General features: G+C 45.2%; 2 protein-coding genes and 1 pseudogene. All 3 read left to right on the forward strand.

Annotation, left to right across the window (positions count from 1 at the left end; genetic code table 11):
* The first annotated feature begins 914 nt into the window (after window positions 1–914).
* Window positions 915–2,402, forward strand: a complete 1,488-nt coding sequence (gene trpE / locus AC075L_RS05235; RefSeq protein WP_008707335.1) for an anthranilate synthase component I — start codon at window positions 915–917, stop codon at window positions 2,400–2,402.
* Window positions 2,399–2,977: an anthranilate synthase component II gene (locus AC075L_RS05240; RefSeq protein ID WP_118338588.1), complete on the forward strand. Its 579-nt coding sequence runs from the start codon at window positions 2,399–2,401 to the stop codon at window positions 2,975–2,977. Before trpE ends, AC075L_RS05240 begins: the two co-directional genes overlap by 4 nt.
* A pseudogene (gene trpD / locus AC075L_RS05245) lies at window positions 2,970–3,909 on the forward strand (anthranilate phosphoribosyltransferase); the annotation flags it as partial. The gene AC075L_RS05240 and the pseudogene trpD, both read left to right, overlap by 8 nt.

Below are 3,909 nucleotides of genomic sequence, written 5' to 3' on the forward strand. Positions count from 1 at the left end.
CAGCATTGTTTGCTATCATTCTGAATATCGTGCTTCCACCGGATGAGAAATCCGAAGTTGAGATTGCAGAAGAGATTCTTGACATGAAGAAAAAAGAGGCACAGAAGAAATAGCAGCAGAATCAACTTGTTGGCACACTGGGATTGTTCGAAAGTGAATAAGTAAAACAATAAAAAGCGCGAAACTGGGAATATCTGGTTTTGCGCTTTTATTCAGATTATAGTGAATGATTATCTGGTGCAGATGTATGTGGCGAAAACAGACTGCAGATATCTGTAATGAATTTCCTGGTAATGGTTACTGTTCACTCCGTGCCCAGTAACACGCTTCGCGATGCAGGAAATATGAACTTCCTTGTACAAAGCCCAAGGAGTATCGTTTGCTTTGCAAACTTAATTTATGCTAATCGCATAAATTCGCGCGGTATGTCTCGGGTTTTCTGTGACCTTCGTTCACAAAAAACACCTCGCGGGATATTACCAATGAACAGTAACTGATAATGATAAAAATATGTTATTGAATGAAATTCAGGGTTGACAAATATAGTTTACGGTGGTAAATTAAGTATAAATTTAACAGATTAAACCGATGAAGCGGAAGTCAAAGCAGTCATGCGCGCACAGAGAATCCGGGAAGGTGAGAGCCGGGTGGAAATGCAGTCTGCCAAATGGGCCGCTGAGGGCACAGTGAAAGGTTGAAGATTACAGAGCAGACTAAGTATCCTGTGACGTGAGGCATACGTCAGTTGCCGGGAATATGAAGGTATTTCGCAAAGAGTACGGTTCAAACCGTAAATCAAGGTGGCACCGCGGGTGAAGTATATACGCTCGTCCTTGACAGAAACGATAATTCTGTCAAGGGCGGGCTTTTTTATGTTCCTGACAGAAACTGAATTAATCACAGGAGGTGTTTCCATGTATCCAACATTAGAAACCATCAGGCGGCTTGCACAGACAAAAGAATATCGTCGTATTCCTCTGTGCAGAGAACTTTATGCAGACAGATATACACCGGTAGAGGTAATGCGCATTTTGCGAAAAGCCAGCCGCCATTGTTACCTGCTGGAAAGTGCCAGCCAGACAGAAGTGTGGGGCAGGTATTCTTTCCTGGGGTATGAACCGTCCATGGAGATTACCTGTACAGACGGAACATTGAAGATCCGGACAACCGATGCTGAGGGAAAAACAGAGGAAACCGTAAGGCAGGTCACACATCCCGGTGATACTCTCAGAGAAATCATCCGGAAATATAAAACCCCGGTAATGGAAAAGATGCCTCCTTTTACAGGCGGTCTTGTAGGATATTTCTCCTACGATTATATCAAATACAGTGAACCCAAGCTGAAACTGGAGGACAGGGAACAGCAGGATTTCAGGGACATGGATTTAATGCTTTTTGATCAGGTGATCGTATTTGACCATTTCAGACAGAAAGTACTTCTGATCACAGGTGTGATGACAGAGGATCTGGAAGCCTCCTACGAGAAAGCAGTAAAGAAATTGAAGGAAATGGCGCAGCTGATCCGAAACGGGGAGCATATGGAATTTGAACCGCTGAGACTTCAGTCAGAAATACAGCCGAAATTTCCGAAAGAAAAATATGCAGAGATGGTGGAGAAAGCCAAACATTACATCAGAGAAGGTGATATTTTCCAGGTAGTACTTTCCAATCCCATGCGTGCGAAAGCAACAGGAAGCCTGTTTGATACTTACCGGGTTCTTCGGGCATCTAATCCTTCTCCTTATATGTTTTATTTCTCCAGTGATGACATTGAACTGGCAGGTGCTTCTCCGGAAACCCTTGCGAAGCTGGAAAATGGTACCTTAAGTACCTTCCCTCTGGCAGGAACCAGACCAAGAGGAAAGACAAGAGAAGAGGATAAAGAACTTGAAGAGGGACTTCTGAAAGATGAGAAAGAGCTGGCAGAACACAATATGCTGGTAGACCTGGGAAGAAACGATATTGGAAAGATCAGCAAGATCGGAACTGTAAAAGTAGAAAAGTATCTCTGCGTAGAACGTTTTTCCCATGTAATGCATCTGGGCTCCACAGTAACAGGGATTATCCGGGATGATAAAGATGCTGTGGATGCAGTGGACGCAATCCTTCCGGCAGGAACCCTTTCCGGAGCACCCAAATTCAGAGCCTGCCAGATCATCGAGGAACTGGAACAGAGCAAACGAGGCATTTACGGAGGCGCCATCGGATATCTGGATTTTGCAGGAAATCTGGATACCTGTATTGCCATCCGCCTGGTTTATAAGAAAAACGGAGAAATCTGTATCCGTTCAGGTGCCGGAATCGTGGCAGACAGTGTACCGGAAAAGGAATTTCAGGAATGCTGCAACAAGGCAAGAGCTGTGGTACAGGCAATTGAACAGGCACAGGAGGGATTAGAATGATATTACTGATCGATAATTATGACAGTTTTTCCTATAACTTATATCAGCTCATCGGCGCAGTGGAACCGGACATCAAAGTAGTGAGAAACGATGAGTGTACACTGGAAGAAATCGCAGAGATGAAACCGGAAGCCATCATTTTATCCCCTGGTCCGGGAAGGCCGGAGGATGCAGGTATCTGTATTCCGGTGATTAAAGAATTTGCAGGAAGAATCCCTATCCTGGGTGTGTGCCTGGGACATCAGTCCATCTGCGAAGCCTTTGGAGGAACAGTTTCCTATGCAAAAGAGCTGATGCATGGAAAGAAAAAGCTGATGTATAAAGCAGGAGAAAGTCAGCTTTTCAAGGGTCTGCCGGATACCTTTGCAGCAGCCAGATATCATTCCCTGGCAGCGTTAAAGGATACCCTGCCTGTAGAACTTAGGGTAACAGCAGAGTCAGAGGACGGAGAGGTCATGGCAGTGGAACATACGAAATATCCTGTGTTCGGAGTACAATTTCATCCTGAATCTGTAATGACACCGGACGGCAGAGTGATGATAGAGAACTTTATGGAGGTAGTGAGAAATGATTAAGGAAGCCATTATTAAATTATCAAAGAAACAGGATTTAGCTTATGCGGAAGCAGAAGCTGTAATGGACGAGATTATGAGCGGTCAGGCAACGCCTGTACAGATGTCTGCTTATCTTACTGCATTAGCTTTAAAAGGAGAGACAATTGATGAGATCACAGCTTCCGCAGCAGGAATGAGAGCTCACTGTATCAAACTTCTCCACAACCTGGATGTGCTTGAAATCGTGGGTACCGGCGGAGACGGTTCTAATTCCTTCAATATTTCCACTACTTCTTCTCTGGTGATCGCAGCAGGCGGTGTTCCGGTTGCAAAACATGGAAAGCAGGGCAGCATCCTCCAAATCCGGTGCAGCAGATGTTCTGGAAGCACTGGGAGTGAAGATTACACTGACGCCGGAACGCAGTGCAGAGATCCTGAAAAAGATCAACATCTGCTTCCTGTTTGCGCAGAATTATCACATTGCAATGAAATATGTGGCACCGATCCGTAAAGAGCTAGGAATCCGTACTGTATTTAACATTCTTGGACCGTTAAGTAATCCGGCAGGTGCAAACATGGAACTGATGGGAGTTTACGATCAGTCACTGGTGGAGCCACTGGCACAGGTTATGGCAAATCTGGGCGTTAACAGAGGAATGGTTGTCTATGGACAGGACAGTCTGGATGAGATTTCCATGTGTGCACCTACTTCTGTATGTGAGATCAGGGATGGCAAATTTACTTCCTATGAGATCACACCGGAACAGTTCGGATATGAGAGATGTGAGAAGGGTGCCCTGACAGGTGGTACACCTGCAGAAAACGCAGAGATCACAAAAGCAATCCTGAAAGGTGAGGAAAAAGGTCCGAAGCGTCAGGCGGTATGTTTAAATGCAGGTGCAGCACTCTATATCGCAGGAAAAGCCGCTTCCATAGAAGAAGGAGTGAAGCTG

Source organism: Blautia sp. ZXY-1-B12, from assembly GCF_056339915.1.

What these genes read in the sequence shown, in the direction of transcription:
- trpE (WP_008707335.1), top strand. Translation starts at nt 915, where the DNA reads ATGTATCCAACATTAGAAACCATCAGGCGGCTTGCACAGACAAAAGAA.
- AC075L_RS05240 (WP_118338588.1), top strand. Translation starts at nt 2,399, where the DNA reads ATGATATTACTGATCGATAATTATGACAGTTTTTCCTATAACTTATAT.